22 protein-coding genes and 1 rRNA gene are annotated in these 25818 nt (G+C 46.6%); 10 read left to right on the forward strand and 13 right to left on the reverse strand.

Annotated elements, in window-relative coordinates:
• Positions 1–40: 40 nt before the first annotated feature.
• Positions 41–155, forward strand: a 5S ribosomal RNA gene (rrf, locus tag DN730_RS14635).
• A 280-nt stretch (positions 156–435) separates the two neighbouring features.
• On the opposite strand, the gene DN730_RS14640 is transcribed toward rrf, so the two are convergent.
• The 3 genes from DN730_RS14640 to DN730_RS14650 form a co-directional block, all read right to left on the reverse strand.
• A complete protein-coding gene (locus DN730_RS14640; protein ID WP_115468900.1) occupies positions 436–594 on the reverse strand; it encodes a YqaE/Pmp3 family membrane protein in 159 nt (52 codons plus the stop codon).
• Positions 595–731: 137 nt separating this feature from the next.
• Complete coding sequence (locus tag DN730_RS14645; RefSeq protein ID WP_170139028.1) at positions 732–2135, reverse strand: sigma-54-dependent transcriptional regulator; 1404 nt, start codon at positions 2133–2135, stop codon at positions 732–734.
• Between the two features lie 41 nt (positions 2136–2176).
• Positions 2177–3865: a transporter substrate-binding domain-containing protein gene (locus DN730_RS14650; protein ID WP_115468901.1), complete on the reverse strand. Its 1689-nt coding sequence runs from the start codon at positions 3863–3865 to the stop codon at positions 2177–2179.
• A 365-nt stretch (positions 3866–4230) separates the two neighbouring features.
• Here DN730_RS14650 and DN730_RS14655 point away from each other — a divergent pair, with 365 nt between their 5' ends.
• From DN730_RS14655 to DN730_RS14665, 3 genes are all read left to right on the forward strand, one after another.
• Entirely contained in the window at positions 4231–5196 is a 966-nt protein-coding gene (locus DN730_RS14655) for a TAXI family TRAP transporter solute-binding subunit (RefSeq protein WP_115468902.1), read from the forward strand.
• A 93-nt stretch (positions 5197–5289) separates the two neighbouring features.
• A complete protein-coding gene (locus tag DN730_RS14660) occupies positions 5290–7872 on the forward strand; it encodes a TRAP transporter permease (RefSeq protein WP_115469058.1) in 2583 nt (860 codons plus the stop codon).
• 69 nt (positions 7873–7941) lie between these two features.
• Positions 7942–8202: a hypothetical protein gene (locus DN730_RS14665; RefSeq protein ID WP_115468903.1), complete on the forward strand. Its 261-nt coding sequence runs from the start codon at positions 7942–7944 to the stop codon at positions 8200–8202.
• Here the strand turns inward: DN730_RS14665 and DN730_RS14670 are convergent.
• A complete protein-coding gene (locus DN730_RS14670) occupies positions 8199–8483 on the reverse strand; it encodes a TIGR03643 family protein (RefSeq protein WP_115468904.1) in 285 nt (94 codons plus the stop codon). The two genes, DN730_RS14665 and DN730_RS14670, sit on opposite strands and share 4 nt — an antisense overlap.
• A gap of 121 nt (positions 8484–8604) precedes the next feature.
• Entirely contained in the window at positions 8605–9567 is a 963-nt protein-coding gene (locus DN730_RS14675; protein WP_115468905.1) for a class 1 fructose-bisphosphatase, read from the reverse strand.
• 131 nt (positions 9568–9698) lie between these two features.
• Here DN730_RS14675 and DN730_RS14680 point away from each other — a divergent pair, with 131 nt between their 5' ends.
• A complete protein-coding gene (locus tag DN730_RS14680) occupies positions 9699–10658 on the forward strand; it encodes a zinc transporter ZntB (protein WP_158541222.1) in 960 nt (319 codons plus the stop codon).
• 76 nt (positions 10659–10734) lie between these two features.
• Here the strand turns inward: DN730_RS14680 and rpiA are convergent, their stop codons facing one another.
• Complete coding sequence (rpiA, locus tag DN730_RS14685) at positions 10735–11409, reverse strand: ribose-5-phosphate isomerase RpiA (protein WP_115469059.1); 675 nt, start codon at positions 11407–11409, stop codon at positions 10735–10737.
• A gap of 252 nt (positions 11410–11661) precedes the next feature.
• Between rpiA and ilvA the strand changes: the two genes are divergently transcribed.
• The gene (gene ilvA / locus DN730_RS14690; protein WP_115469060.1) at positions 11662–13167 is read left to right on the forward strand and encodes a threonine ammonia-lyase, biosynthetic; all 1506 of its coding nucleotides are present in this window, start codon (positions 11662–11664) and stop codon (positions 13165–13167) included.
• A gap of 104 nt (positions 13168–13271) precedes the next feature.
• Positions 13272–15005 (forward strand): arginine--tRNA ligase, encoded by a 1734-nt coding sequence (argS, locus tag DN730_RS14695; RefSeq protein ID WP_115469061.1) that lies wholly within the window; start codon positions 13272–13274, stop codon positions 15003–15005.
• Positions 15006–15070: 65 nt separating this feature from the next.
• Here argS and DN730_RS14700 read toward each other — a convergent pair whose 3' ends face one another.
• Positions 15071–15886, reverse strand: coding sequence for a substrate-binding periplasmic protein (locus tag DN730_RS14700; RefSeq protein ID WP_115468907.1), 816 nt, complete (start codon positions 15884–15886; stop codon positions 15071–15073).
• 167 nt (positions 15887–16053) lie between these two features.
• Here DN730_RS14700 and DN730_RS14705 point away from each other — a divergent pair, with 167 nt between their 5' ends.
• Positions 16054–18546, forward strand: a complete 2493-nt coding sequence (locus tag DN730_RS14705) for a putative bifunctional diguanylate cyclase/phosphodiesterase (RefSeq protein ID WP_158541223.1) — start codon at positions 16054–16056, stop codon at positions 18544–18546.
• 15 nt (positions 18547–18561) lie between these two features.
• Here DN730_RS14705 and DN730_RS14710 read toward each other — a convergent pair whose 3' ends face one another.
• The 6 genes from DN730_RS14710 to DN730_RS14735 form a co-directional block, all read right to left on the reverse strand.
• Complete coding sequence (locus tag DN730_RS14710) at positions 18562–19182, reverse strand: ubiquinone biosynthesis accessory factor UbiJ (protein WP_115468909.1); 621 nt, start codon at positions 19180–19182, stop codon at positions 18562–18564.
• A 13-nt stretch (positions 19183–19195) separates the two neighbouring features.
• Positions 19196–19582 carry a gamma-butyrobetaine hydroxylase family protein gene (locus tag DN730_RS14715; RefSeq protein ID WP_115468910.1) on the reverse strand — a complete coding sequence of 129 codons (387 nt, stop codon included), beginning with the start codon at positions 19580–19582 and terminating at the stop codon, positions 19196–19198.
• A 22-nt stretch (positions 19583–19604) separates the two neighbouring features.
• Positions 19605–20927 carry an ATP-dependent protease ATPase subunit HslU gene (gene hslU, locus DN730_RS14720; RefSeq protein ID WP_115468911.1) on the reverse strand — a complete coding sequence of 441 codons (1323 nt, stop codon included), beginning with the start codon at positions 20925–20927 and terminating at the stop codon, positions 19605–19607.
• 32 nt (positions 20928–20959) lie between these two features.
• The gene (gene hslV / locus DN730_RS14725; RefSeq protein ID WP_115468912.1) at positions 20960–21511 is read right to left on the reverse strand and encodes an ATP-dependent protease subunit HslV; all 552 of its coding nucleotides are present in this window, start codon (positions 21509–21511) and stop codon (positions 20960–20962) included.
• An 89-nt stretch (positions 21512–21600) separates the two neighbouring features.
• Positions 21601–22221 carry an SPOR domain-containing protein gene (locus DN730_RS14730; protein WP_115468913.1) on the reverse strand — a complete coding sequence of 207 codons (621 nt, stop codon included), beginning with the start codon at positions 22219–22221 and terminating at the stop codon, positions 21601–21603.
• 45 nt (positions 22222–22266) lie between these two features.
• Positions 22267–24507 carry a primosomal protein N' gene (locus DN730_RS14735; protein WP_115468914.1) on the reverse strand — a complete coding sequence of 747 codons (2241 nt, stop codon included), beginning with the start codon at positions 24505–24507 and terminating at the stop codon, positions 22267–22269.
• A 265-nt stretch (positions 24508–24772) separates the two neighbouring features.
• Between DN730_RS14735 and rpmE the strand changes: the two genes are divergently transcribed.
• On the forward strand, positions 24773–24988 hold the full coding sequence (gene rpmE / locus DN730_RS14740) for a 50S ribosomal protein L31 (protein WP_115468915.1): 216 nt from the start codon (positions 24773–24775) through the stop codon (positions 24986–24988).
• Between the two features lie 16 nt (positions 24989–25004).
• A complete protein-coding gene (locus DN730_RS14745; RefSeq protein ID WP_245957983.1) occupies positions 25005–25775 on the forward strand; it encodes a thermonuclease family protein in 771 nt (256 codons plus the stop codon).
• Positions 25776–25818: the final 43 nt, after the last annotated feature.

A 25818-nucleotide genomic window follows, 5' to 3' on the forward strand; every position in this document is an offset into this window, starting at 1 on the left:
TCCACATCCGATCACTCATAACGAAACGCACACCGGTTTGCTTGACGATCATAGAGGCGTTGAACCACCTGATCCCATCCCGAACTCAGAAGTGAAAAGCGCCATCGCCGATGGTAGTGTGGGAGATCCCATGTGAGAGTAGGTCGTCGTCAAGCTTCAAATACGAAGCCCTGATCAGCAATGGTCAGGGCTTTTTTGTGTCTGGTGAAAATCCCTCCTATCGGTGCTCAGCACTTAGGACAAGGTTTAGCTCCTCATGCAAGCACGAACAGTGCTTACATATCTTGTTAATTGCTTGTTCCTCTCTGCAAGCGCTGGTAAGGGTTAGAGTGCCTTTTGAGGCTTTGGCTTCGTAGCATGTATTGAGGCAAAAAAAAGCCTAGCAAAGCTAGGCGTCAAAATTTGGGAACTTGCATAATGAAAACGATAAAACGTTTATCGACGAGCGATTACCCATACAGCATGAATAATACCTGGAATGTAGCCCAATATGGTTAGCAGAATATTAAGCCAGAACGCTCCGCCTATACCGACCTGAAGAAATACACCTAGCGGTGGTAACAAAACGGAGAAAAGAATCCGAATTAAGTCCATGTCGTACTGTCCTCTTTCATATTAGATAATCATCTCTGACAACAAACTATGGAGTTTGTCAGGGGCTTAATCAAGCTACGGTCAGTGTTTTACACGCTATCGCGACATTCCTTCCGCATTGTTTAAGAGAGTACATTTTAGTCACTTCCTACTTTCATATTCTTGAGGCGTTTACTGAGAGCGGGTTGCGATATGCCTAGCATTCGTGATGCAAGCGATTGATTATGATTTGCTCGACGCATGGCTTCTTCGACAAGAAGTTTATTTAATTGCGTTAAACTGGGTAGAGGCTCGTCTTCTGAGAACAACACATTTTGATGGGTGTAACTTTGGTTGCTTGCATCGATGACAGATGTAAAGGGTATCAAACTTAACTCATTATTTTGGCTTTGACTGACCGCATCAAATACGAGCGCTCGTAACTCTCGAACATTGCCTGGAAACTCATATCTATGGAGTTGCTTGATGAGATTGGATGGGATGTTTATTGGAGGTTTTTGAAGCTCTTTGGAGGCAGCATGGACAAAGTGCTCGATGAGCAATGGTAAATCGTTGAGTCGCTCTCTAAGAGGTGGGATTCTCACCATGTGCGTGCGCAATCGATAGTAAAGATCCTTACGGAAGTGTCCGTTTTGTTGTTGCTGCACTAGGTCTTGATGTGTGGCGACAATAACACGAGCTTGTATGCGTTTCGGTCGGTCGCTGCCAATGGGGTAGTACTCACCTTCTTGCAAAAGACGTAATAATTTTATTTGAGAGGTTGGACTAAGATCTCCGATTTCATCTAAAAATAGAGTACCTCCTGCGGCACTTTCCACTAGGCCTGGGCGTACTCTATCGGCTCCAGTAAATGCACCTTTGGCATGCCCAAATAAGGTGTCTGAAAATATATTGTCGTCTAAACCGGCGACATTTACGGTGACTAGGGGGCCAGTTCGTTCACTCAGTTCATGAATTGCACCTGCGATCAGTTCTTTACCAACACCGCTTTCTCCTGTGATCAGAACAGGCTGGCTGCTGTTGGATATGGATTCTAAGTAGCGGAAAGTGGACATCATCTTAGGGTCAGCTGTGACGAAATCTGTGAAGCAATCGGCTTTTTCAAGGTCTTGGGAGAGTAGCTGCGCACGCAGGGCTTGGTTCTCTAGGCTGAGTTCTTGAGTGTGGATGGCACGTTTAATCGCTTCAAGTATTTGTTCTTGATCTGTTGTTTTTACGATGTAATCAAATGCTCCCCGCTTAACGCAGTCGACGGCAGCGTCCACCTGGTTAATACCGCTGAATATGATCACACAAACATCTGGGAATTCTTCATTGAGCCATGTGAGAATTTCCTGCCCTGACATGGTCGGCATTGTTAGATCCAGCAACACTAAGCCAACGTATTCGTCGGCCATGATCTTTGCTACTTGCTTAGGATCGGTACAGGTAATGAGATTATTGAAGCCGTAGCGTTCAAGAGTAAGAGACATGCTCCGCAGGAAAGAGGGTTCGTCATCTACAAGCAGAAGTTTAAATTGTGGGTAAAGCGTTTGTTTCAATGTATGGCCCTCAATTGATGCCGAATGTGTTGTATGACACATCATTGGTTGAGTAAGGGAAATGTTACGGTTACGGTAGTTCCTTTACCCTCTGTCGAATCAAACGACAGTCGGCCTTGAAGTGCCTTTATAATACCTGCGGAGACAGACAGCCCTAGCCCTGTACCACCTCTTTCACGTTTAGTGGTGTAAAAAGGGTCGGTAAGTCGAGATATAACGTCAGCAGGAATGCCGCAGCCGCCGTCTACGATCCTAATCATAGCCTCACCCCCATCTTGGCTTATGGAAGTAGAGACACGTAAAGAGCCATCTTTTGATTCCAGCGCGTCACACGCGTTTAGAATCAGGTTAATGAGTACTTGTTCAATGCGTTGTGAGCTACCTAGTACGGTCGGCTTCCGATGGTCCAACAGTAATTCAAAACAGTCCGTAGCGGTACGTATGGACTGGTCGACTAAACGAACGGCCGTTGCAACCACCACATTTAGATCAACCTCATGGGCAACTTCATCGGGTTGTTCCCTAGCAAAATCTTTTAGATCATTAACAATATTACGAATGCGATCTGTACTGTTCTGCATTTCTTCTAATAGATAGGGGATTTCGCCTTTGATTCGCTGATAAGGAAGCCCTCCTAAAGTGAGGTCTTTCTCTTCTTCTGCTTGTTTATCCAAATAAGGTAAGGCGTCTTCCCATGCAGATTTGAGGATCGGGATATTGAGCATGAGAAGCCCAGTTGGGTTGTTGATTTCGTGAGCGACGCCAGACACAAGTACGCCAAGAGAGGCCATTTTATCGGCTTGAATAAGCTGCTCTTGGTGAGCTTTTAACTCGCGTGAGCGCTTTTCGACTTCTTTTCTGAGCATGGTATTCCAGACCATGATCCCGCCGAGTACGACTAACAAAACCAAGATGGTATAGAAGGCGTATTGTCCTAGCTTTTTCCATTGAACTTTTGGACCATCCAACGTGCCAAGCCATTTATCGTAGATTTCTTGTTGACGGCCTGTGTTCTTTAGAATGGCCAAACCTTCGCTGAACAGAGCAATTAGATCTTCATTTTTGGGAAGGGCGCCATAGCCTAAGCGTTGTCCTGCAACGGGTCGTGCAATGGGCTCGATGTTGCTGAGTCCTAGCTCTTTGCTCAGGTATAGGCTCGGAAGGTTGGCGGTGAGAGCGAAATCGTATTTACCTGATGCTAACAGGCGAAGAGCATCGGAATGTGTGGGAACAGGAATAATAATAGCGCCTGGCACTCGCTGTTTGAGGTATTCGTGCATGATGCTGGCGTTTTGAACTAAGACTTCATGACCAGATATCTCACTGATATCGTCCACTTTAGGACCGTCTTTTCGAGCAAAAAGAGACTGATTAACGATCGAATGGGGCGAGGAGAACTTGATCAGCTTCGCGCGTTCCTCAGAGTGGGCGATACCTTGTAATACGTCGTAGGTACCATCCAAAAGGCCAGCGTAAGCGCTTTTCCAATCGGTCATGGTGAGCTCAATCTGAAACCCCATCACTTCTGCGATGGCGTAGCTGAGTTCAACGTTATAACCTGCTGGATTGCCTCTTTCGTCGGTGAATTCATATGGAGGATAATTATAATCTGCGGCGATGTGTACCACGCGCTTTTGTTGGCTTTGTCCATTAGGTCCAACGCGTTCAAGTGACCATGCGAACTGTGTCATCAGAAAAGAGATCAGCAACCAACTTAAGGAAAGTTTCATCTGTACAAATAATCTACAAAAAGCGTAAGAATAGGCATCTTAGCGGCTCTTAGCGGGAATTAGAAGCCGTGACTTCGGAGGTATAAAACGTCACTTATAACTTTTGTTATAAGTATGAAAAACGTTATAAACCCTCATCTATTGCCCATCAATGCTAGTGTATTGCGCTCAACCCCCTTCAAGCGGCCAAATGACTTATAACAAAAGTTATAACGGTCAGCATCCCAATACAGTCTTGTAAAACTTAAAATATTCTTTATTTTCAATGAGTTAAATGGTTTTTCGTTGTTTGGCACTATCCTTGCGATGTCTCCCTCGTTTTTGATGATTTCATAACAAAAAAATGACACTACGAGGAATTTTCAATGAAAAACGCACTGCTTAAAACAGCACTTGTCTCTGTGATAACTGCGACTTCGACTTTGACCGTGGCTGATACGCAATTCGTCTCAATTGGTACTGGTGGAGTAACAGGTGTGTATTACCCAGCAGGCGGATCAATTTGTCGGATGCTGAATAAAGAACGTAAAGAGCACGGAATCCGTTGTTCTGTCGAATCGACTGGCGGATCGGGTTACAACGTCAACAGTATTCGTGCCGGTGAATTAGAGTTTGGTGTCGCGCAATCCGATGTTCAGGCAGCGGCTTTGGCTGGTAAAGGCCAATTCCAAGATAATCCATTCCCAGAACTTCGCTCAGTATTCTCACTTCACCCTGAGCCCATCCATTTAATGGCCCGTGCTGATTCAGGGATTCAATCTTTTGATGATTTGGAAGGTAAGCGCGTCAATATCGGCAACCCAGGCTCAGGTAACCGATCCATGATGGAGCTGATGATGGCAGAAAAAGGTTGGACGACAGACAATTTTGCGTTTGCGGCGGAGCTTAAATCTTCTGAAATGGCTCAAGCGCTATGCGATGACAAATTTGATGTCACCATTTTCGTTGCAGGGCTGCCAAACGGTTCTGCGCAAGAAGCAACAACGACGTGTGACGTGCGAATGATTCCTCTCATTGATGACACCTCTTTGGCGGTACAGAAGAAACACTCGGAGTTCTCTCAAGCGATCATTCCTAGTGGCATGTACAACGGCAATCCAAATGACGTTGTAACCTTTGGTCCCAAAGCAACGATTGTGACGTCTACAAACGTTTCTGACAAAGTCGTGTATGAAATGACCAAAGCTGTGTTTGAGAACTTTGAGTCATTCAAGCGTCTACACCCTGCTTTTGCTCGGCTCCAGCCATTAGAAATGGTGCATTCTTCTTTGGTTGCTCCTTTGCACCCCGGTGCAGAGAAGTATTACCGCGAGCAAGGTTTGATTAAGTAATCCCTAATACTTAATTGAATGCAGTTTGCTCATATAAAAGCGCCAACGATTGTTAGCGCTTTTACTTCTTTAAAAATTTGTTTGGACACGTCTATGTCGACCCATACTTCTCAAACGCTGGATACCAATAAACTGGACGAAATGGTTGCCGAAGCAGATACCGGAAAACGCGCTCCGACCGGACGTATTGCGCTAGCGTTACTGTTTCTATTACCGCTGTGTTGGTCCTTGTTTCAGCTATGGATTGGCTCGCCGTTACCGTCGCAATTTGGCTTTGGTTTTTTAAATGACACTCAGTCAAGAGCCTTGCATCTTGCATTTGCTGTGAGTCTAGCGTTTCTCGCCTTTCCGGCTTTCAGTCGTAGCCCTACCCACCGTATTCCTTGGTTAGACTACATCTTCGCGTCGGTAGGAGCATTCTGTGCCGCTTATTTATTTTTATTTAACGACGAACTGGCTATGCGCCCAGGCCTGCCAACGACCTTAGACCTTGTTGTAGCTGGCATTGGATTGTTATTAACATTGGAGGCTGCGCGTCGCTCACTTGGGCCACCTTTAATGATCGTCGCTATTTTCTTCCTGCTGTACGTGTTCTTCGGTGATGCGTCTTGGTTACCTGAAGTGTTGCGTTGGAAAGGCGCTTCGTTTGAAAAAGCCATGACGCATATGTGGCTGACGACAGAAGGTGTGTTTGGTATTGCCTTAGGCGTGTCTTCGGGTTTTGTTTTTCTATTTGTATTATTCGGTGCGTTGTTAAACCAAGCAGGTGCTGGTAATTACTTTATACAAGTTGCATTTGCGTTACTTGGGCATATGCGGGGTGGCCCAGCAAAAGCAGCCGTGTTGTCGTCCGCAATGACAGGGTTGATCTCTGGCTCGTCGATAGCCAATGTCGTCACCACCGGTACCTTCACCATCCCTCTCATGAAAAAAGTAGGTTTTAGCCCTGAGAAAGCAGGTGCCGTAGAAGTGTCTTCGTCAGTGAACGGTGTGATTATGCCGCCTGTTATGGGGGCGGTGGCGTTCTTGATGGTGGAGTATGTTGGGATTTCTTACATTGAGGTCGTCAAGCACGCCTTCTTGCCTGCAACCATATCGTACATTGCCTTACTGTATATCGTGCACTTGGAAGCGCTAAAAGCTGACATGCGTGGATTGCCACGAGCAACACCAGCACGCCCTTGGAAAGTTGCGATTCTGCGCAGCGGAATCATCGTTTCGAGTGTGATGATTTTGGCTGGGGTTCTGTATTACTTAGTTTTAGCCATCAAATGGGTGTTGGGAGGATGGTCACATATCGGGTTATTAGCGTTAGTGATCGGAGGCTATATGGGGCTGTTGTACATGTCTGCTAAAAGCAAAGACTTGGACATGGACACCACCGAAGGTGCGATTGTTAAATTGCCCGTATTTGCAGACATTTATCGCGCGGGTTTGTACTACTTAGTGCCTCTGGTGGTATTGATTTGGTTTCTCATGGTGGAGCGTAAATCACCTGGCTTGTCCGCTTTCTGGGCCAGCCTGTTGATGGCTTTTATTTTAGTGACTCAAAAGCCTCTCAAGGCTTGGTTTCGTAAGCAGTCTAATATAAAGAGCCACGTAGCGTTGGGTGTCTGGGATCTTGTCGAAGGGCTGATCACAGGTGCTCGAAATATGATTGGCATCGGCGTTGCGACGGCCACCGCTGGCATTATTGTGGGCACCGTCACCTTAACAGGTGTCGGACAAGTGATGGCTGAGTTTGTCGAGTTGTTGTCTGGCGGCATATTGATCGTCATGTTGCTGATGGTGGCTTTGATCTCCTTAATTTTGGGGATGGGGTTGCCGACGACGGCGAACTACATCGTAGTATCGTCTCTCATGGCCAGCGTCGTCGTAGAGCTGGGGGCACAGTCTGGTTTGATTGTCCCTATGATTGCCATTCATATGTTCGTGTTCTATTTCGGCATCATGGCTGATGTCACGCCTCCGGTGGGACTGGCCTCATTTGCGGCGGCTGCCGTGTCGGGTGGAGATCCGATTAAGACAGGCTTTACGGCATTTTTCTATTCCATGCGTACCGCTTTATTGCCGTTTCTATTTATTTTCAATACAGACCTGCTGCTGATTGATGTGACGTGGTGGCAAGGCATTGTCGTGTTCTTTGTTGCTTTGGCTGCCATGTTGATCTTTGCGGCTGCCACACAAGGTTACTTTTTTGCTCGTAGCAAACACTGGGAAAGTGCCGTGTTACTGGTCGTGGCATTTACCTTGTTTCGTCCTGGTTTTTGGTTAGATCAATTACTTCCTCCCCATGAGCATTATGCGGGCGCAGAGCTGATGCACTATATCGAACAGCATCCTGAAATGGAAAACGTACGATTGGCTGTCGAAGGTGAAAATCTGGATGGTCGCTGGATTGAAACCACCGTGAACTTACCGCTGGCTCCGACTGGCAGTGCAAGCAATCGCCTGTATGACGGCGCAGGCATTGAATTACGTGATGAAGAAGGTCGCCTCTTCATTGACAGTTTAGCGTTTGGCGGCGTTGCTGAGCAGATGAAGTTGGATTTCGATTGGGAAGTGACAGGGTTTGATATTGAAAACCAGCGACCAGCAAAAGAGTGGTTTTTTATTCCTGCATTTCTACTGGTGTTGTGGATTATTCGACGCCAGAAAAAGCGCGCTGCGAAATAGTGTACGTAGCTTTTAGTCGAGGCCTTTAGCCTCGTTTTTTCAATATGTGATGTTAACTTGGAGGTAAATTTGAATATTGTGCAGACGTTTATCTTTGATGAAACTGGGCGAAATATGGGGAGTTATACCAGTGCTCAGCCTGTCGCCTTCTCGGAGAATTTTTCTAAGTTAAAGGCGTATGTTTCAAAATCTTTGATACTAACGAATCTTTCTAACGTCAATGAGATAGCCGCCAGTGTAATGCTGGAGTTGAATGGAAAAACCTACTTAGCATCGATTCGCCGTATTCGTTCGAGAGAAGATCTATTCATCGTTGATGTATATGGTTAACGCGAACGAGGCTTTGCGCCATGGCAAGGTTTGTATTGAGCGGGGGCATAGCCGCGAGAAACATCTGTGCTACGAAGGCGTTGATGTTTGGTCGCGCGACCAGACACACGAGCGCGCCAGGTACGAAAGCTGCCTGATTTGAGATGTGACCGCATCAGCTTGATTACATCTTTTTCAGCTAATCCGTATTCTTGTTCAATCGCTTCAAATGGAGTGCGGTCTTCCCATGCCATTTCAATGATTCTAGATTGATGTTCATCGCTGTTAGAGTAGGGTGTCATGTGTTGAGTCCAGTCTACGAGAATTGATTTATACGTAGCGAACGTGAGAATGGATTGGATATAAAAAGCCCCCCGATAGAGAATTATCGGGGGGCTTTTAACAGGCGTATTGCTTGTGTGTCTATTTGTAGCTAAGACATGTATCGACTTCGTTCGCAGCCCCTAGTACCACAGCAACACGCTGGTGAATGCCTTCAGGCTGGATATCAAGAATGCGGTCTGTATGCGTAAAGGCTTTACCACCCGCCTGCTCGATTAGCATCCCCATTGGGTTTGCCTCATACATTAAGCGAAGCTTACCAGGTTTGCTTGGATCTTTGTTGTCCCATGGGTAGATGAAAATACCACCACGGCAAAGAATGCGATGAACGTCCCCAACCATCGCCGCAACCCAACGCATATTGAAGTTTTTCTCACGTGGGCCTTCTTTACCCGAGATGAGATCAGTGACATAGCTCTGCATCGGCGCTGCCCAGAATCTTTGGTTGGACATGTTGATCGCAAACTCTTGGGTATCTTTCGGTACCTCTACAGTCGGTTGGGTTTGAACAAATTCACCTTTATCAACGTCCAACGTGAACATGCTAACGCCATTACCCGTGGTAAAGACCAACATAGTAGAAGGGCCGTAAAGTACATAACCCGCCGCGGCTTGATTTTTACCTGGTTGTAGGAAGTCTGCTTCGGTGGCGGGTGCTGTTCCAGTTTGGTGATAGATGGAGAAGATGGTGCCGACCATAGAGTTGATATCGATATTGGACGATCCATCAAGTGGATCAAATGCAATCAGGTACTCTCCATCGGTATGAGCTGGCACAATGTCATCTTCTTCCTCAGAAGCAATAGCGCGGACCACAGGTGAAGCTAACAAAGCACTTTTCAGCATATTGTTAGAGATGACATCTAGTTTTTTCTGCTCTTCACCTTGTACGTTTTCATTGCCTGCCATCCCTAGAATCCCAGCAAGCGAGCCTTTCTTCAGTGCGTTTGAGATTTCAATGCAGGTTTGTGTTGTGACAGATAAAACTTCCTGCAATGATTCGGAAGTAGAGCCAGACGCCAAGAACTGAGAGAGGCTTTGCATAGTATTGGATCCTTTACTATTTAATTCGTTATGACAAATTATGCCACTGCCGCGCGGTTCAGTCAGCCAACATGTATGAAAAAGCGAATAAATATTGCTCAGGTAGACACAAGACTGTTCAAGAGAGAACTATGACCTATTTATTACATTATTTAAAACTTGATGGCCTCGGAGGCTGTGAGCAACTAACGACGTTGCCAACAGAAGTTCCCAATGATGGAGCGCACTGGGTTCATCTAGACTGTGCTCAAGTCGAAGGACGGCGTTGGTTAGATGATATCGACAGCATCCCTGAGGCGGTTGTTGATGCATTATTTGCAGATGAGACGCGTCCGCGTACGGTGAAAATGGGCAACGGAATATTAGTGACTCTGCGAGGAGTAAATCTGAACCCTGATTCGGACCCCTCAGATATGGTGTCATTACGCTTGTGGATGACTCCGCATTTCGTAGTATCGACTCGCCGTCGGCGCTTGTTATCTGTAATGGACCAAGTGACGCAATTGGAGCAAGGTGTCGGAGCTGAGAGCGTGGCGGATTTGGTCGCGACATTGACTCATACGTTAACCGTACGAATGGCAGGTATCATAGACGGGATAGAAGATAGGCTGGGGGAGCTCGAAGAAGAGATGAGTTCACAGATATTGCCTGAGCAACGCAGTGTATTGGTTGAGCGTCGGCTACAAACGGTTCGTCTGCGTCGTTTTTTGGTGCCGCAGAAAGAAGCGATTGTGCGTCTATCAACGGATATTCAAGCTTGGATGACGAAAGAGCAGTTAGCTCATATTCACGAAGCGGCCAACGAGATCACGCGCTACGTTGAAGGTCTGGAGTCACTACGTGAGCGCTGTGTCCTAATGCAGGAAGAATTTACGAACCACCAAGCGGAGAAAATGAACGCGCGTATGTACGTCCTCTCCATTCTATCGGGTATTTTTATGCCGCTTGGTTTTCTGACTGGACTGTTTGGAATCAACATTGGCGGTATGCCTGGGACAGACAACAGCACTGCTTTTTGGGTGTTTTGCGTTGTGTTAGTGGTTCTAGGGGGGGGGCAGTTTTTGCTGATGCGGAAAAGCCGCTGGTTTTAGAAACGATCTGAAGCGAGAACCCAATCGGTTAAAAAGCCTTGTTGGGTTCTCGATTCGTCAATTAAAAACGTGAAAGTTATTTCGCTTTAATTGTTTTTACACCAGATTGAGTGCCTAGCAGTAAGACATTCGCTGGTCGCTTTGCGAACAAACCATTGGTGACAACACCAACGATGCCATCGATGCTTTTTTCCAACGCGATGGCATCAAGGATTTCTAGATTGTAAACATCCAGAATGTGGTTGCCGTTGTCCGTCACAACGCCCTCACGATATACCGGGTCTCCCCCAAGTTTCACTAGCTCACGTGCGACATGACCGCGTGCCATGGGAATGATTTCCACCGGCAGAGGAAAATCACCAAGGACCTTAACCAGCTTTGATTCGTCCGCGATGCAGACAAACTCTTCAGAGCATGCCGCGACGATTTTTTCACGCGTTAAGGCAGCACCACCGCCTTTAATGAGGTGAAGATGGTCGTTTGATTCATCTGCACCATCGACATAGACACGAATGTTGTCAACGCTGTTTAAGTCATAAACAGGAATGCCATGACTTTTAAGGCGTTCTGCTGACGCTTCAGAGCTCGCCACGGTTCCGTCGAATAAGCCTTTGTGTTTGGCTAATTCATCAATAAATAAGTTTGCTGTCGAACCAGTGCCAACACCAATAATGGTGTCTTCTTCTAGCATTGGGTGAATGTAGTCGACCGCGGCCTTGGCTACGGCTTGTTTTAATTCATCTTGTGTCATGCTGGGTAACAACCTGTGAGCGATTTTATGAAATAGCATCCCTTTAGGGTGGGCACATTATAGTCAGTTAGTGTGCCTTTTGTTACCCCTCTAGGAGGAAGTTGCTGTGTTCGCGCAAAAAGCATTCAAATACAGCTCTAGGCTTTGCTCATAAAGGGCGGAAGGAGTATATTGCGTGTTCATTTTTTAGCAGATTTACCTCTTAAACGTCACACGGTTGACGTGCTTTCAAAGAAAAAAGCAGGAATGTATATGCCTCATACGATCATCAAAAAAATTCTAAGGGCGCCAGTGTATGACGTCGCCGTAGAAACTCCCGTTACCCCAGCCACGCAACTTTCTGAGCGTATGGGAAACGATATTATTTTGAAGCGAGAAGACCTACAGCCAGTGTTCTCGTTTAAGATTCGTGGCGCATACAACAAAATTATTCAACTATCTGAACAAGAGCGTGCCAAAGGCGTTATCGCAGCCTCCGCTGGCAATCATGCTCAAGGACTAGCGCTTGCGGCCAAAAAGCTTGGCATTAAAGCAACGATTGTGATGCCTGAAACCACACCAGACGTAAAAGTAAACGCAGTGCGTGCTCGTGGTGCGGAAGTGGTACTGTCGGGCGATGCATTTGATGCGGCGTATGCTAAATCGCAAGAGATTATGGCGAAAACAGGCCAAGTGTATGTTCACCCATTTGATGACATCGACACCATTGCTGGTCAAGGTACTATCGGGATGGAACTGTTGCGTCAGATAGAAGGCGACATCGACGCTGTGTTTATTCCTGTTGGCGGCGGTGGTCTGATTGCTGGCGTGTCGGCCTACATCAAGTACTTGCGCCCAGAAATCAAAATCATTGGTGTTGAGCCAACGGATGCGGCATGTTTAAAAGCGGCACTTGAAGTAGGGCATCCAATTCGCTTGCCTACGGTTGGCATATTTGCGGAAGGGGTTGCGGTCGCTGAAATCGGTAAAAATACGTTCGACATTGCAAAAGAATGTGTAGACGAAGTCATCACTGTGAACACGGACGAAATGTGTGCGGCGATCAAAGACATCTACGATGATACCCGTGCCATAACCGAGCCAGCAGGTGCGTGTGCGCTAGCAGGATTGAAAAAATACATCGAGCGTGAAGGGGCGTTGGGTCAGCGCTTAGTGGCAATCAACTCTGGCGCAAACGTCAATTTTGATCGTTTGCGTCACGTGTCTGAGCGCGCTGAATTGGGTGAAAAACGAGAAGCGATCATCGCCGTCAAAATTCCAGAATCTCCGGGTAGTTTTAAGGATTTCTGTCAGGCTTTGGTGGGGCGTTCTATTACCGAGTTTAACTACCGCTATAGTGATGCAAACGAAGCGGTGATTTTTGTCGGTGTAGCATTGGGAGGCAGCCCGCATAGCCGCGAAGAATTACTGCATGATTTAAAAGAATACGAAATCATTGATTTGACGGATGATGAAACTGCGAAAGTGCATGTTCGCCATATGATTGGTGGCCATTTGCGCAGTGAGAAAGGTGAGTTGCTGTACAGTTTTGAATTCCCTGAACGTCCAGGCGCTTTGCTGAAATTCTTGAATACGTTAGGTGGGCAATGGAACATTTCCATGTTTCATTATCGTAATCATGGCGATGCGTATGGTCGTGTCTTAGTTGGCTTGCAAGCCGTCGGTGAAGAGACGGACGTGACGCGCTATTTAGACGAATTGGGTTACCCGTATCAAGATGAAAACGACAATCCAGCGTGCAAGCTGTTCTTTCGCTAAAACGCTGAAAATCGGTTATCATAGCGCCAACTTCAAATAACACGACAACCCTCTGGTCAGTGCGCTGACCAGAGGGTTGTGTGATTCTATAAATGGGTTTTCTCGTGAATATTCAAACGCTTCTTAATCAACGTATTCAAGCCGCTATGGTCGCATCTGGAGCGGCTGATGATGCGCCAGCATTGGTTCGCCAATCTGCAAAAGTACAATTTGGTGACTACCAAGCCAATGGCATCATGGGGGCTGCTAAAAAAATTGGCACCAACCCTCGTGAGTTCGCGGCTAAAGTACTTGAACAGTTGGATTTGTCTGACATCGCCGAAAAAGTCGATATTGCAGGCCCTGGCTTTATCAATATTTTCTTGAAAAACGAATGGCTAGGGGCTCAATTAGGCGAACAACGTAAAAGCGAGCGTTTAGATGTTGCTGTGGTGGCTGATCCTCAAACGGTAGTGGTTGATTACTCGGCCCCTAATCTTGCAAAAGAAATGCACGTTGGGCATTTACGCTCCACGGTGATTGGTGATGCAGTAGTGCGCACCCTAGAATTCCTCGGTCATAAAGTGGTACGTCAAAACCATGTTGGTGATTGGGGGACTCAGTTTGGTATGTTGTTGGCGTACATGGAGCGCTTACGGGCCCAGAATTCCAAAATCAGTATGGCGCTATCAGATTTAGAAACGTTTTACCGAGCAGCTAAAACATGCTTTGACGACGATGAGGCGTTTGCCGCCCGTGCTCGTGAGTTAGTGGTTGCATTGCAGTCTGGTGATGAAGAGTGTTTGGCGCTTTGGAATGAGTTTATCGATATTTCGATGGCGCACTGTGAAGAAACTTACAAGATGTTGGGTGTCTCTCTTGCTCGTCAAGACGTCATGCCAGAAAGTGCCTACAACGATGATTTAGAAAATGTAATCAACGAGCTGCAAACGCAAGGTTTATTGCAAGAATCTGATGGCGCGAAATGTGTGTTTATGGAAGAGTTCGCGAACAAAGATGGTGAGATTACGCCGATTATTGTGCAGAAAACCGGGGGAGGCTTCCTATACGCCACCACAGATCTCGCGGCTGTGCGTTACCGTCAAAAGGTATTGAATGCTGATCGCGTGTTGTATTTTGTTGATGCACGCCAATCATTGCACTTTCAGCAAATCTTCACTTTGTCCCGTAAGGCGGGCTTCGTAGAACCAACCACCAGCCTAGAGCATATGCCATTTGGCACAGTGATGGGCAGCGATGGTAAACCATTTAAAACGCGTTCTGGCGGTGTCGCTAAGCTGTCTGCGCTATTAGAGGAAGCGCAAGAGCGTGCTTTTCAATTGGTTGCATCGAAGAACCCTGACATGGCGGAAGATGAGCAGCGCAATGTGGGGCGCGTAGTCGGAATTGCCTCCGTTAAATACGCCGATTTATCAAAAAACCGCACGTCAGATTATGTGTTCAACTGGGATAATATGCTCAGCTTTGAAGGCAACACGGCACCGTACTTACTTTATGCCTACTCTCGTGTCGCAAGTATTGTTCGTCGTTCTGAGATAGATGTTTCTTCGATTAATGCGCCGATTACGATTGCAGCAGAGCAGGAGCGCGCACTCGCGGTTAAACTATTTCAGTTTGAAGAGGCCATTCAGCAAGTGGTTAGCGATGGTATGCCACATTTCTTGTGTGCGTATTTGTATGAGCTTTCGGGTGTCTTCATGACCTTCTACGAAGCGTGTCCAATATTAGCAGCAGAATCAGGATTGAAAGAGAGCCGCCTTCAGCTGGCTTTGAATACGGCTTCCACCTTGCAGCTTGGTCTGTCTTTGCTCGGTATTGAGACATTAGAGCGCATGTAATGCGCTAATTGAGTTGAAAAAGCCCGCTTTATAAAAGCGGGCTTTTTTGTGAGCATCGCACTGGATTATGACTCGTCGTCAAGAATCACAATCGGTGATAGGGCATTGTTCTTAGCAGCTTTCATTAATCGGCCATCTTGTTTGATATCTCTCACAAACTGATTCACTCGTGCAAGCCAGAGAGGGTCATCCTTGGCGACTGCATACGCATATTGAAATTGCCGAGTTTGGTTTTTTGGCTCAATCAGCTCTGCCCAATCGTAAACGCTGAGAATTTTTTGGCTGTATGGATAGTCTGTGATGAACACATCTGCACGACCTGAAAGCACTTCTAGTTCCCGCTCTTTTGGTTTGATCACCGTTGATATTTGGGCATGTTTCAACTGCTGACGCATGAGGTTTTCCATGTAAGTGCCTTTTTGCACACAAACAATGACACCCTCTTGATCCATATCGGACCAAGAACGTAAAAACGGGTGATTTTTAACACGAATGCCGTATATACCACTTGATAGATAAGGTTCACTGAAATCAACAAGCTCTCGTCGACTGGCGGTATTGCCAACGCCAAACATAGCGATATCGCATTGCTTGGCATTCAAATCCTTTATAAACCGACCGAAATGAGTGGTGACATAGTTCAGCTGGACGCCTAAATCATTGGCTAAGGCTTGGCTTAACTCAATATCAATGCCTTCCAGCCGAGCTGTGCGTGGGTTTTGATAAGTGATAGAAAAGTATTCGGGCCAAATACAGACATTCAATGTGCCGCGCTGTTCAATTTGTTTAAGCGTGCTACTATTCTGATCAACAGAGAACGCTTGTTGCGATAGTAAACAGCACGCGACAATGATAAAACTAGATAAACTCCATCCTGACATATATCAACACCTTAAAAATTCAAACCTATAAGCTACAGTTATTATTCATACATTTAAAAGCAGCGAACTGATCTGTGTTAATAAACTTTCTTAAATTTGGATCAAATCTCATACGACATCAACCTGTCATTGTCGTAAGTGCACTTGTTGTCTTGTTGGTCATGCTGGTGAGCCTACAACAGGTCTTGTCTCGTGGCTATGAGCGTGCGCTAAATGAGCAAAAATCTACCAATGATGCGCTGATATATGCATTGGAAGAGTCCGTTGTTTTATCTCTGCAAGCGGTTGACAACGCTTTACAATCCTTGGCTTCTGAGGTTCTTAGTCGTTCACCACAGACATTCGAGAGCATTAAAACGCAAACCTTGCATAGCTTGCCACAATTAAGAGATATCCAAGTTGTACCGGTGGTACAAGCGCAAAGCTGCATGCCTGTGGACGGTGATATACGCCAAGGCGATCTTCGTTTTCTTGAACCAGCGTCCGGGCGATATTGGGGGGATGCCAGTGTGAGAAAGGGCCTAAGCTATTGGCCTGCGTGCGTGCCCTTCTTTATTGACGACGTGTTAGAGGGTTTTGTCATTGGCTCGATCAACCTCAATTATTACAGAAGCCTATTTCAATCTGTTGCGTCAGGGCAAAGAGAAGTCTCTTTGTATCTATTTAGCGGCCAAAAGGTAGTCGGAGAAGGTGCTGATGCGCTCGCAGACAGGACGCGGCGATCTATTAGAGATCAGGCTTGGGGGGATTATCGTAGCGCTGTCGAGGAGCGTGCTTTTTTAGAGAGCTACCGTTCAACCTCTTTTTTGCCTTTGGTGATGCTGATGCGCTCCTATGATGACGACGCGCTAGTCCGCTGGGAGCGTGATGCGGAAGTGGTTAAGTTTGTCTTTATTATCCTAGCCATTGCGCTACTGATGATGCTGATTATGTACATTGTGTTGCGAGCGAAGCGAGAGAAAATTCAAGGCAGTAATTATTTGCTGAGTATGGCGATTCGTAATACTGCCAATGCGATCTTTATTACAGATCCAAAAGGTAAGATTGAATGGGTGAACGATGCGTTTACCAAGTTAACAGGCTATAGCTTGAAGCAGGTAAGGGGTAAAACCCCCAGAATTTTAAATTCTGGTGTTCATGAACGTCCGTTTTTTCACAATTTATGGACTACCATTTCAGCGGGCAAAAGCTGGCGCAACGAACTGGTCAATCGACGTCGGGATGGTTCTTTGGTGTCTGTTGATCAAACGATTACTCCGATACTGGACAGTAAAAAAAATGTTGAATATTTCATTGCCGTGCATGAAGACATTACCGCGCGAAAAGAAGCTGAAGAAAAAGTCTTGTTTCTCGCCCAGCATGATGATTTAACAGGCCTAGCCAATCGTCGTTATTTTGAAGCGGAATTGGCGCAATGCGTCGCGACCCATCAAAGTGGCTCGATTGCGCTCATATTTATAGACTTAGATCGCTTTAAAGAAATTAATGATACTCTGGGGCATGATGCGGGTGATGTGCTCCTGAAGCGAACGGCTACAAAGCTGCTTCGGGTACTCCCTGATGATGCCAAATTATCACGTCTAGGTGGTGATGAGTTTGCTGTGCTTTTGTACCCCATACACAGTGAAAACGCGCCACAACGCCTTGCCCAAGATTTAGTGCGGACACTTGCCACCCCATTTGAATACCAAGACGTCTCCTTTTCCGTCAGCTGTAGCGTCGGTGTCGCGCTCGCTGATATCGCCATGACAGATGTGTCGTCGTTGCTACGTCAGGCGGATTTAGCGATGTACCGTGCAAAACAATCTGGTAAGAACACGTACCGAATGTTTGACGAATCAATGGACGTGAGTATGCAGAATCGTGTCAGAATGCAGCGACTGCTAAAAGACGCCATGCAGGCTGATGATCAACTGATGCTCAATTTTCAACCACAAATAGATTCGCAAACCGAGCAGCTACATGGATTGGAAGTACTGCTGAGATGGCATTGCCAAGGTGAATGGATTTCTCCAGCAACCTTTATTCCTGTTGCTGAAGACAGCGGCCAGATTGTTGAGCTAGGTCGATGGGTGATCGAAAACACTCTCGCTCAAATTAGTCGTTGGCAACAAAAAGGGCTTTCTTTTGGGCGCGTTGCTATCAATATTTCGGCTGTTCAGATGGCGAACTCGGAAGTTGTGAAAGATCTATTGGATGCGATGAAACGATACGACGTCGGCAGTGACTCCATTGCCGTTGAGTTTACCGAGTCAACATTAATGGTTCGTTCTAATCAGTTGCTTAATAACTTGTCACGTTTACGAGAGGCGAAAATAGCGATCGCAATTGATGATTTTGGCACGGGATACTGCTCGTTGAGTTACTTGAAGGAGCTTAACGCTCAGTACCTTAAAATTGATAAATCATTTATAGATGGTATTGGTGAGCGGTATTCTGATGAATGTATTGTTACCGCGACAATTGCTATGGCGAATGGGCTTGAGATGGCTGTTGTTGCAGAAGGGGTAGAGACCGAAGCGCAAGTGGCTTATTTAAGACAGCATGGCTGTGAGACAATTCAGGGTTATTATTATGGACGCCCTATGCCAGCAGAAACGTTGGAATCATGGATGCAGAGCCACGCTCAACGTATTACCGACCAGTACCTCACTCGATAATGATGTAATGCCTGATTAACTGCGTTTGCGTGCAATCTGCTTCAATCTGGCGTCTAAACGATCGATTTTCATACCTAGACGTTCCGCTTCATCCACAAAATGATCAAACTCTATTTTGCTAGGCAGTAGCTCGCTGTTGGACTGCAAGTAATTGACAAAGTGTGCTCGAGCGTTGGTTGATAGAGTCTTGCTCGCTGACCATTGGGTACGAATCAGACGTGCGAAGCTGGCGGCTGGTAGGTCGCCAACTTTATCCGCAAGGATCCCTTCCCAGTCAAACTCAAAGCCTTGCATGACTTTATGTAAGGTCATCAGAGCTTGAGCATTACCTCGAATACGCAAGTCCCCATCAAAAAAGCCATCTCCTTCGAGTAGCTTTCGGTATGCACCACTTGGCCCCTTAACATGAGTATCTAGTTTGGTGTCCAACTCAACCTCAGTCATGCTAGATGGACGGTCTAACATTACGCCTTCATCTAGCACATGAATCTGAAGAATCAGGTTGAAGTCTTCAACCTCCAAGAAAATTTGCTGTCCAGCCAGCTTTGCTAAATGGCGTTGTGAAGGCAGATCTTGCTTTAATGCATAGTTGATCGCGTGTTCGATAGCGCCCAAGGCGGCAAGACTAAGTGACATGTCAGTATCCTACTTAATGAACCTGATGAATTTGAATGCTAGAAGCTTCTCGAGTGCGGCCCTCTTGATTAAGTCGATCAAGATACATTTGCCATAATTCACTATAGTTCTTGCCCAAATTATAGAGGTATTCCCATGTGTATAACCCAGTATCGTGACCATCATCAAAGCTGATTTTAAGCGCATAATTACCCGCACCTTCGATGTCCATGATCGCAACATCACGTTTGCCAAACTGTAGGATCGGAATCTGAGCACCATGGCCACGTACTTCAGCGGAGGGGGAGTGAACTCGCAGGTACTCTGCGCTCAATCGATACTGCGCGCCATCGGCAAACACCAGTTCCAATTCACGAGATTGCTTATGATAGTGGATTTTAGTCGGGACTGGCGTTGCCATAAAGGGTTCTCGATACAGTAGGTTATAAGATGTATTGGCTTAGATCTTCGTTTTGTGCAACTTCACCAAGTTGCTCATCGACATATGCTGCCGTGATATCGACTTGTTGTCCATCCGGCATGTCGCTGGCAGAGTAAGATACTTCCTCTAACAGGCGCTCCAAGACCGTATGTAAGCGACGTGCGCCGATGTTTTCGGTGCGCTCGTTGACTTGGCAAGCGATCTCGGCCAAGCGCGTAATGCCTTCATCAGTAAAGTTTAAATTGATGTTTTCCGTTTTCGCCAATGCAACATATTGCTTGGTCAACGAGGCGCTTGGCTCCGTTAGAATGCGTTTGAAGTCTTCTACGGTGAGAGCGTCCAGTTCGACGCGAATAGGCAAACGACCTTGTAATTCAGGAATTAGATCGGATGGCTTCGATAGATGGAAGGCGCCCGATGCAATGAATAGAATATGGTCGGTCTTGATCATGCCGTATTTGGTGTTCACGGTGCAGCCCTCGATAAGAGGTAATAAATCACGTTGTACACCTTCGCGTGACACTTCGCCACTGGAGCGTTCTGAGCTTTTTGCGACCTTGTCGATTTCGTCTAGAAAGACGATGCCATGTTGCTCCACCGCTTCGACAGCACGCGCTTTTAGATCGTCTTCATTAACCAGCTTCGCTGCTTCTTCATCACGCACGTGACGCAGAGCCTCTTTAACCTTCATTTTACGCTTTTTCTTGCGCTCGTTCCCCATATTGGAGAATAGGTTCTGCAATTGGCTGGTCATTTCTTCCATGCCTGGAGGCGTCATGATTTCAACGCCAACTGGCGCATCAGACACTTCAATGTCGATCTCTTTGTCATCCAGTTGACCTTCCCGTAGCTTCTTACGGAATGTCTGGCGAGTGGAGCTGCTGGCCGAATCTTCTTCAAAGCCACGAGCAGGTGGCAATAAGGCATCTAAGATTCGATCCTCAGCGGCGTCTTCCGCTTTGTGCTTCATGCGTTCCGTTTCTTGTTCGCGAAACATTTTTAACGAAGTTTCAACGAGATCGCGAATAATAGAGTCCACATCACGGCCAACATAGCCCACTTCTGTGAATTTCGTCGCTTCAATCTTAATAAAGGGTGCATTGGATAGCTTGGCTAAGCGGCGCGCGATTTCGGTTTTACCAACACCCGTTGGACCGATCATTAAAATATTCTTTGGGGTCACTTCAGCACGCATGTTGTCATCAAGCTGCATGCGACGCCAACGGTTACGTAGAGCGATTGCTACGGCGCGTTTGGCACTTTGTTGGCCAATAATGTGTTGGTCTAATGCATTGACCGTTTCACGTGGAGTCATGTTGCTCATAATACAGTCTCTCAAATTCATCTAGTTGAATGCTATTGCGTGTGGTCTTCTAGCTTGTGATCGATATTAATCGTTTCGATCGTCAAGTTGTGGTTTGTGAAGACACAAATATCCGCAGCAATATTCAGACTTTTTTCTACGATGTCTTTAGCGCTTAGGTCAGTGTTATCGATCAAAGCACGCGCCGCAGCTTCTGCGTAGTTACCACCAGAACCAATGGCTAACGCGCCATGCTGAGGTTCAACGACATCTCCAGTACCGGTAATAATAAGGGTGCTGTCTGCGTTGGCGACAATAAGCATCGCTTCAAGCTTGCGCAGTGCTTTGTCTGAACGCCAGTCTTTTGCCAGATCTACCGCGGCTCGAACCAGATGACCTTGATGTTTTTCAAGTTGCCCTTCGAAGCGTTCGAATAGAGTGAATGCGTCCGCAGTCCCCCCCGCGAAGCCTGCAATGACTTCACCGCGATATAAACGGCGTACTTTGCGCGCGTTGCCTTTCATCACTGTGTTGCCAAGTGATACTTGCCCATCGCCACCAACGACGACTTGGTTATCTTTGCGTACGGTTAGAATCGTAGTCATGGTTTACTCCAAATTCGATTAATAACCGAAATGGGGGTATAGCTGAGGATTTCAAGCGTTGCCAATAGGCTTTGACAACGCTTTGAGGGTTATTGCTCTTTTTTTACTTTGTAGGTGTAAGACTCGATGCCCATACTGACTAGCTTGTCTTGAGCACGGTTTTCGGCGGAACGCGTGTCGAAGGGGCCGACGACAACCCGATACCAAACGCCGTTATCACCGGATGTCTTACGAATAGCGGCCTCTAATCCAGATAAAATGAGTTTCGCACGCAATCGGTCCGCTTCTTCATTGGATCGGAACGAAGCCGCTTGAACCATGTAGTAAAAGTCTTGCTCACCACGTGGAGTGTAGTGATAAGCGTCCACATGACTGGTATCAACTTCACTGTCTTGCAAAATCTGATAGAACTCGAAGGTTTCTTTTTTGGTGTCCGCGGACTTAGCAGTCTTTTCCTGCTTTGGTTCAGGTGTCGCTTTTTGAGCGGGCGCAGGTTTGACAACAGGCGCTGGCTTGATAGTCGGAGCACTGGCAGGCTGAGGTGTAACAGTAGAGATCTTTACTAATACAAAGATAAAGGCCGCTAACAGGCCTGGCACAATGAGCCATAGCCACCAAGGTACTTTACGTTTAGGTGGTGGTGGCGCTTTTCGGGTAGCCCCTTTTCGTGTTCGGCCACCTTTGGCAGCCATGAGCATAAAATTTAACATGGGAGGTATCGTTATCATGTAAGTGCGCACATTATGCGCAGTGTGTTAAAAAGTTTCCAGTGGGTCAACGTCGATGGCGAAGCGAATTCTTTGGTTTTTGGTGTTTTGTTCGAGCCATTGTGCGGCGAATGCCACACATTGATGCAGTGGACCTCTTTGAGTGCCTTTCAGGCAGAGTAATGCTCGGTGTTGGCCAGCTTTACGCACAATGATGGCGGTGTACGGTCCAATGATTTGCATGTCATCGGGTAGTGTTACGCTTAATTGGTTACGTAGTTGCATCAATACGCCCATGGCCTGTTGCTCTTGTGCTGATTCAGCGCGAACAATGGCCTGGTATTGAAAAGGGGGGAGCGCTAATTGCTGTCTTTCTCTGAGCCCATCCATGGCAAAGGCTTCGTAGCCTTGCGTGCAAAGGCATTCAATTGCGGGATGCTCTGGGTGATACGTCTGCAGTAAAACATGGCCTCGTTTGGAAGCACGTCCAGCGCGCCCTGCGACTTGGGTAATCAGTTGGGCTGTTCGCTCCATACCGCGAAAGTCGGAGGAGAATAATCCGACGTCAGCATCCATAATGACAACTAACGTAACATTTGGGAAATGGTGTCCTTTAGCGAGCATCTGAGTGCCGACTAGGATGGCTTGATCGTGTTCATGGATCTTTTGCGTAATTTGCGTCAGCGCTGACTTTCTTTGGGTGCTATCTCGGTCAATACGTAGAATGGGTGTATTCTTAAATAGCTGATTGAGAATGCCTTCTACTTGTTCTGTGCCTTCTCCTACCGTAAAAAGCTCGTCGCTTTGACAATCAGGGCAGGTGTGAAGCAGCGCTTTGTGGCTATCACAATGATGACAATGGAGTTTATTGGCACGTTTATGGACGGTGAGGTTCGCATCACAATGATCACAACTCGCAATCCAACCACACTGGTGGCACATCAAGGTCGGGGCATAACCGCGTCGATTTAAAAAAACGAGCACTTGTTCTTTTTTTTCTAGGGTTTGCTTCATTCGCTCTAGAGTATGCTCGCTGAAGCCCTGCTTAAGAGTTTGTCCGCGTAAATCGATGCGCTCCATTTCGGGGAGCTCGGCATTGCCCGCTCTCTGGCGTAATTTTAACCAGTGATAACGTTTCTGTAAGGCATTCGTGAGGCTCTCATAAGAAGGCGTTGCTGAGGCAAGTAAAACGGGGATATTCAGACCTTGGGCACGTTTGATCGCAAGGTCTCTGGCGTGGTATCGAAACCCTTCGTGTTGTTTGTATGATGCATCATGTTCTTCATCAATGATGATAAGACCTAGATCTAGAGTTGGGATAAAAACGCTGGAGCGTGTGCCTATGATGATTTTGGCATCGCCTTTTTCAACCATAAGCCATGCATCGAGGCGTTCCCGATCGGTCATATTAGAGTGCATCAAAACAATATCAGTATTAAAACGTCCCTCAAATCGCCTTAAGGTTTGTGGGGTTAGGCCAATCTCGGGCACCATAACCAAGATCTGCTTATCTTCTGCAAGCAGTGCTTCAATGACTCGTAAAAACACCTCGGTCTTACCGCTGCCAGTGATGCCATCCAGTAATGCGACACCGAATTCATCTTTCATCGCCAAGAGTGCTTTGGTAGCAGCGGCTTGTTCATTATTGAGTGTCGGAGGTACTTGTTTTTGATGGGCGTGTGTTTCGCGCGCACGCTTGAATGCGCGCTGTTCACTTCGGATCAAGCCTTTTTTCTCTAGTGCTTTGGTAGCGCTACTGTTTACATCCAGTACTGAAATAAGGTGTGGGCTTAAACCGTGTGTGGCATGTTCCTGGGCGGCTTTGAGAAACGCTTTTTGCAATTTGGCTCGATTAAGTGTTTCAAGGTCCGTGGCCGCTCCCTCCTCCGTGACAAACCACCATGTTTCACTGCGGAAATCAGCAGACTCGCCTTTACGAAGGCTGGTTGGTAAGGCATGGAAAAACACTTCTCCAAGAGGGTGGTGATAATAACGTGATGCCCATACGCATAGCTCGAACAATTCACGATCGATGATTGGGCTATCATCAAGTAGAGCCGTTAGAGGCTTAATTTGAGCATCAGGGTAGTCACTCTGTGCGACCGTTTCGATGACTAACCCGATTGCTTGACGATCACCATTTCCAAAGGGCACTTTGACTCGCATCCCTGGGCGTAATTCGTGTCGATATGCCAAAGCTTTAGGTACTTTGTAATCAAAGGTCGCTCGCAGCGGCACATTCAGTGCAACTTTGACATACGGGTGAGCAGTGAGCAGAGTATCTACCATCGAAAGACTAATACCTTGATTTTTCAACGAAAAAGTTTGAGCTAACAATACATGATATTAGTGTACGTTAGTCAGCTTTGAAAATGTGAACTTTTCATGTACCTATTGGGATGGAAAATATCATAAAAGGGGTTGCTGAAATGAGCTTTGCCGCCTAAAATACGCGGCTCTTGGTACCACTGTACAATAGATGTACAACGAATCGTGCGGTGCTTGGCAAAAGCGTTGACCAAGTGGCGGCACACCAACCTTAAGGTAAAATACGATGCAAAAAGAAATCCATCCAAAATACTCTACCGTAACTGCAACTTGTACTTGCGGTAACACACTTACTCTTAACTCGACTCTAGGTAACGACCTACACATCGACGTTTGTAGCCAGTGTCACCCATTCTACACAGGTCAGCAAAAAATGCTTGATACTGGTGGTCGTGTTGATCGCTTCAAAAAGCGTTTCGGAGCTCGTCGTTCTACTAAGTAATTGGTGGATGAAACGCATGAGTATTCTAAAAAAGCGCCGGGCATTTTGCTTGGCGCTTTTTTTATGGTTGCCGTTTGGCAGCTATGCGCAGTGTGTCGCTCAAGGTGAACTGAACGTGGCGCAGGTCAGCAAAGTGATTGATGGTGATACCATCCATTTGACTGATGGCCGTAAAGTACGTTTGATTGGTGTCGATACGCCAGAACTTGATCACCGTGATGGTAATCATGACGATTTCGCGGTCGAAGCGAGAATGATGCTCAAAAAACTTGCTGGCCAAGTGGTATACTGGCAAGTAGGTTTAGAGCCTGAAGATCGGTATGGTCGTAAATTGTATTATTTATTTACGAAAGATCGAGTCTCGATTTCAAGTGAGCTATTATCAGCTGGACTTGGGTATCGTGTCGCGATCCCTCCTAACCTGAATTATCAGAGCTGCTTTGATCAAGCAGAGCTCGAAGCAAGGCACGCAATGCGAGGCCTATGGCAAAAACCACCGTTATGGCAGCCAAAAGCTGGATTTACGGTTGTTCGTCCAACCATCGACTTAGTCACGCGTAATCGGGGTGGTTGGTGGCTAGAAACTGAATGGGATTTAGTCATACATATACCGCGATTTGCAGAGCATTTCTGGACTGAAAAAGAGCTGTTTCTTCTTCAGGGAAAGGCTGTTGAAGCGCGAGGTTGGCAATATCAACGTAAGAAGCGGCAGAATGATCGATTTAAATCATTTGTTTTAACAGTGAAACATCCGCAAGACTTACGTAGAATTACTGTGTCACAGTGATTGTGACAACTACTATTACTACTATATAAGGCACCACTTCAAA

The organism is Marinomonas piezotolerans (assembly GCF_003362755.1).
Lineage (GTDB): Bacteria > Pseudomonadota > Gammaproteobacteria > Pseudomonadales > Marinomonadaceae > Marinomonas > Marinomonas piezotolerans.

Excerpts from the sequence above, each read along its gene's own strand:
- DN730_RS14655 (WP_115468902.1), top strand. The coding sequence starts at position 4,231 with ATGAAAAACGCACTGCTTAAAACAGCACTTGTCTCTGTGATAACTGCG.
- DN730_RS14710 (WP_115468909.1), bottom strand. The coding sequence starts at position 19,182 with ATGTCACTTAGTCTTGCCGCCTTGGGCGCTATCGAACACGCGATCAAC.
- DN730_RS14735 (WP_115468914.1), bottom strand. The coding sequence starts at position 24,507 with ATGGTAGATACTCTGCTCACTGCTCACCCGTATGTCAAAGTTGCACTG.
- DN730_RS14650 (WP_115468901.1), bottom strand. The coding sequence starts at position 3,865 with ATGAAACTTTCCTTAAGTTGGTTGCTGATCTCTTTTCTGATGACACAG.
- DN730_RS14660 (WP_115469058.1), top strand. The coding sequence starts at position 5,290 with ATGTCGACCCATACTTCTCAAACGCTGGATACCAATAAACTGGACGAA.
- ilvA (WP_115469060.1), top strand. The coding sequence starts at position 11,662 with ATGCCTCATACGATCATCAAAAAAATTCTAAGGGCGCCAGTGTATGAC.
- rpmE (WP_115468915.1), top strand. The coding sequence starts at position 24,773 with ATGCAAAAAGAAATCCATCCAAAATACTCTACCGTAACTGCAACTTGT.
- DN730_RS14670 (WP_115468904.1), bottom strand. The coding sequence starts at position 8,483 with ATGACACCCTACTCTAACAGCGATGAACATCAATCTAGAATCATTGAA.
- DN730_RS14640 (WP_115468900.1), bottom strand. The coding sequence starts at position 594 with ATGGACTTAATTCGGATTCTTTTCTCCGTTTTGTTACCACCGCTAGGT.
- DN730_RS14715 (WP_115468910.1), bottom strand. The coding sequence starts at position 19,582 with ATGGCAACGCCAGTCCCGACTAAAATCCACTATCATAAGCAATCTCGT.
- DN730_RS14730 (WP_115468913.1), bottom strand. The coding sequence starts at position 22,221 with ATGTTAAATTTTATGCTCATGGCTGCCAAAGGTGGCCGAACACGAAAA.
- hslV (WP_115468912.1), bottom strand. The coding sequence starts at position 21,511 with ATGACTACGATTCTAACCGTACGCAAAGATAACCAAGTCGTCGTTGGT.
- DN730_RS14745 (WP_245957983.1), top strand. The coding sequence starts at position 25,005 with ATGAGTATTCTAAAAAAGCGCCGGGCATTTTGCTTGGCGCTTTTTTTA.
- DN730_RS14680 (WP_158541222.1), top strand. The coding sequence starts at position 9,699 with ATGACCTATTTATTACATTATTTAAAACTTGATGGCCTCGGAGGCTGT.
- hslU (WP_115468911.1), bottom strand. The coding sequence starts at position 20,927 with ATGAGCAACATGACTCCACGTGAAACGGTCAATGCATTAGACCAACAC.
- DN730_RS14700 (WP_115468907.1), bottom strand. The coding sequence starts at position 15,886 with ATGTCAGGATGGAGTTTATCTAGTTTTATCATTGTCGCGTGCTGTTTA.
- DN730_RS14675 (WP_115468905.1), bottom strand. The coding sequence starts at position 9,567 with ATGCAAAGCCTCTCTCAGTTCTTGGCGTCTGGCTCTACTTCCGAATCA.
- rpiA (WP_115469059.1), bottom strand. The coding sequence starts at position 11,409 with ATGACACAAGATGAATTAAAACAAGCCGTAGCCAAGGCCGCGGTCGAC.